Raw genomic sequence first — 3,445 nt, forward strand, 5'->3', positions numbered from 1 at the left:
ACCTGCTGCTGGAGACCATCGAGCTGGAACTGATGATGGAATCCGAAGAGGCCGCGCTCAAGGCCAACGCGGAAAAGGAAATCGCGCGCTGCCGCCAGGCCGGCGCGGCGCTCGATGCGCTGCCGGCGGATCCCGCCGAGGCCGGGCGCCAACTGCTGGCGGCCACCGTCGAACGGGGCGAGCCGCCGCTGGACGCCTTCCATGGCCTGCGCCTGGACGACGGTTTCGACGGCAGCCGCACCGGCAATACGGACTACGTGCTGGGCCTGGCGTGGAGCGACGTGCTGTACTTCGCGCTGCACAACCGCGAGGAATTCGAGACGCGGCAGGCGCAGCCCGACGAGGACTGACAGCCGCGCCCGCGGCCCGCGAGGCGATCCGGATCGAGGACCTGGCGGCTATGCGCCTTGCGCGCCGGCGGCCTGGCGCAATGCCGGCCGGTTATCCCGAATCCACTGCGTCAGCCCATGCACCGCGATGCCGCGCTGCGCATTGAACGTGCGCGCCGGTTCCCAAGCCACGCCCCGCCCTTGCGCGAACACGGCGCGGTATTTGCGCATGCCGTCCTCCGGCGCGGCGGCCAGCTGCCGTTCCAGTTCCGGCACGGTCCAGACATGGCGCGCGATCTCGATGTCCAGCTCGCGCGCCACGCGCTCGGCCAGTTCGCCGTAGGTCACAGTGTCGCCGGCGACATGGACGGCCTGGTTGGCGATGCGCGGCTCGGCCCACAGGATCTCGGCGGTCAGTTCGCCGATGTCTTCGGCGGTGGTGACGGTGACGGCGGTGTCCCAGCCGCCCAGCGCGTTGACGCGGCGGCCGGCCAGATCGACCACGCCGAACGACGGCTCGAACAGGAAGCTGGTGAACATGCCGGTGGAGACGATGATCCATTCGGTGGCGCGCTGCGCCCGCAGCATGTCGCGCACGTCGAGCTGTTCGTCGAACAGGTCCTGCGGGCTGCCGCGGCCGATGGCGTCGTAGTCCACGCCGAACTGCCAGGGCACGAAGCGCCCGACGCCGCCGGCCAGCGCGGCCTGCGCGATCTTGCGCTGCACGCCCGGGCCGCCGACAAAACCGGTGCACGAGATCACGGTATCGAAGCGGCCGAATGTGGCGGCCAGTTCAGCGGTCGATTGGGCAACCAGGTCGCCTTCGACGATGCGCACGCCCAGGGCCTGCAGCTCGGCCAGGTCGCGCTGCTTGCGCGGATCGTCGGAGCGCGGCCCCGCCGGCCGCAACAGCACCGACAGGGACACGCCGGCATCGCCCGCGGCGCGGCGCGCCAGGCCGCGCAGCATGGCCATGCCGAGCTGGCCCGCGCCCAGGACCAGGATGGCGTTGTGATTCAACATGGAAACTCCGGGGAAATGATTCAGGGAAGGCACCGCGGACGACGGTGGCTGACACGCCGCCAACGTCCGCGCTGCCGGCATGCGGGCAGTGTAGGAGCGCGCCCCGCGCCCATTGTTCGGCGCGCCTGAATTCACAACGCGCGCTGCGCGAACCCGTCGCGCCCCTACCCGAGCCGGCCCGTATCGAGGCCGATCCGCCCACCGCGCGAACCGCTTAACATTCCCCTTCCCCAGCGCATTCCCCAAGGCTCCCGTCCATGGACAAACTTCAAGCAATGGCGACGTTCGTGCGCGTGGTGCAGGCGCAGAGCTTCAGCAAGGCCGCCGAAACGCTGGCGATGCCGCGCTCGTCGGTGACCACCACGATCAAGAACCTGGAGGCGCACCTGGGCACGCCGCTCCTGCGGCGCAGCACCCGCAGCCTGAGCCTGACCGACGCCGGCGCGCGCTACTTCGCGTCGTGCCAGGCCATCCTGGCCGACATCGCCGAGGCCGAACACGACATGGCCGCCACCACGCAGGCGCCGCGCGGCCGGGTGCGGGTGGACATGCCGGGCGTCATCGGCCGCGCGCTGGTGGTGCCACGGCTGCGCGAGTTCGAGGCGCGCTATCCGGACATCGAGGTGGCGCTGGGCCTGAGCGACCGGCCGGCGGACCTGGTGTACGAAGGCATCGACTGCGCCATCCGCAGCGGTCCGCTGGCCGATTCGACGCTGGTGGCGCGCCCGCTCGGGCGGCTGGCCTGGCTGACCTGCGCGGCGCCGGCCTACCTGAAGCAGTTCGGCGAACCGGACTCGGTGGCGGCGCTGCCAGGCCACCGCATCGTCAACTACCTGTCCAATGCCAGCGGCCGGCCGCTGGACTGGCGCTTCCGGGTCGACGGCGAGGACATCGCGCTGGCGTTGCCCGGCCGCTATTCGGTCAACGAGACCGAGGCCTACCTGCACTGCGGCCTGGAGGGACTGGGCCTGATCCAGCTGTCGGAGGTGGCGGCGTCGATCTACCTGCGCAGCGGCCGCCTGCGCGAAGTGCTGGCGCAGGCGCGCTGCGCGCCGGTGCCGATCTCGATCGTCTATCCGCAGGCGCGGGCCACGGCGGCGGTCAGGACCTTCGTGGACTGGACCGTCGCGATCATGCGCGACGCCTTGCCGGCCTGATGGCACGGGCGGCGGCGGGTGCGGCCGCTTGAGTGCGACATCGGCCCGCCGGCCGCGCATTCGCGCCACAGCGTGACAAATCCGCCACTCATCTACAATCCGGGGTCACATTGATCGGCTGCTCTGGGCGGCCGGTCCGCAGCCCCCAGGTAGTATGACCCGCGCGAAGAAACCCGCTCCCAGAAAGAGAAGCCCCTCCTCCCGAACCGCCGCCCGCTCCGCCGGACGGATCCCGCGTTTCCTGCGGGCGTTGATCGTCACGTCGCTGGCGAGCTTCGGCGCCGCCACCTACGTGCTCCACCCGCAGTGGAAGATACCGGCGTCGGTGGGCGATGCCCTGTCGCACCTGGGCTGGCCGGGGCAGGAACGCACGGCGCCGGTGGCGCTGCCCGCGCCCAACGCGGCGCTGGTGCAGACCGCGTTCACGGAATGTCCGCAGTTCTTCCCCAACGCGCGGCCGCCGGCGGTGCCCGCCGGCCAGCAGCTGCGCGAGGTCTGTTTTTCCTCGTTCGCCATCCTGCACAACGGCCAGACCAAGACGCCGGTGTTCGTGGCCGAACGCCTGAACCGCCAGAACCTGGCGCAGGCCAAGGGCCTGCACCGCACCGACAAGTTCTACGCCGAGGCGCGCGTGCCGCGCGCCGAACGCGCCGAGCTGGACGACTACCGCGGCTCGGGCTTCTCGCGCGGCCACATGGCGCCGGCCGGCGACATGGCCACGCCGGATGCGATGGCGCAGAGCTTTTCGCTGGCCAACATGGTGCCGCAGGACCAGAAGCACAACGCGGGCCCCTGGAGCCGCATTGAGCAGGACACGCGCCAATACGTGATGCGGGCCACGGGCGATGTGTATGTCTTCACCGGGCCGGTCTATACCGAGCGGCCCAAGACCATCGGCGCCGGCGTCGCGGTGCCGACCTATCTCTACAAGGTCGT

Annotated in this window: 4 protein-coding genes; 3 read left to right on the forward strand and 1 reads right to left on the reverse strand. The window is 70.8% G+C overall.

All coding sequences use genetic code 11. The features are described from left to right. On the forward strand, positions 1–350 hold a 350-nt coding region (locus tag AOZ53_RS04795; protein ID WP_197286443.1), incomplete at its 5' end, for a hypothetical protein. 48 nt (positions 351–398) lie between these two features. On the opposite strand, the gene AOZ53_RS04800 is transcribed toward AOZ53_RS04795, so the two are convergent. Then, positions 399–1,352 carry an aromatic alcohol reductase gene (locus tag AOZ53_RS04800; protein ID WP_054487045.1) on the reverse strand — a complete coding sequence of 318 codons (954 nt, stop codon included), beginning with the start codon at positions 1,350–1,352 and terminating at the stop codon, positions 399–401. A gap of 257 nt (positions 1,353–1,609) precedes the next feature. Here AOZ53_RS04800 and AOZ53_RS04805 point away from each other — a divergent pair, with 257 nt between their 5' ends. Continuing rightward, on the forward strand, positions 1,610–2,509 hold the full coding sequence (locus AOZ53_RS04805) for a LysR family transcriptional regulator (RefSeq protein WP_054487047.1): 900 nt from the start codon (positions 1,610–1,612) through the stop codon (positions 2,507–2,509). 253 nt (positions 2,510–2,762) lie between these two features. Continuing rightward, positions 2,763–3,445 (forward strand): DNA/RNA non-specific endonuclease (locus AOZ53_RS04810; protein ID WP_369816785.1); only part of this gene is annotated, 683 nt, incomplete at its 3' end.

It is taken from the genome of Achromobacter sp. 2789STDY5608621, from assembly GCF_001299375.1.
In the GTDB taxonomy this organism is placed as follows: domain Bacteria; phylum Pseudomonadota; class Gammaproteobacteria; order Burkholderiales; family Burkholderiaceae_B; genus Achromobacter; species Achromobacter insuavis.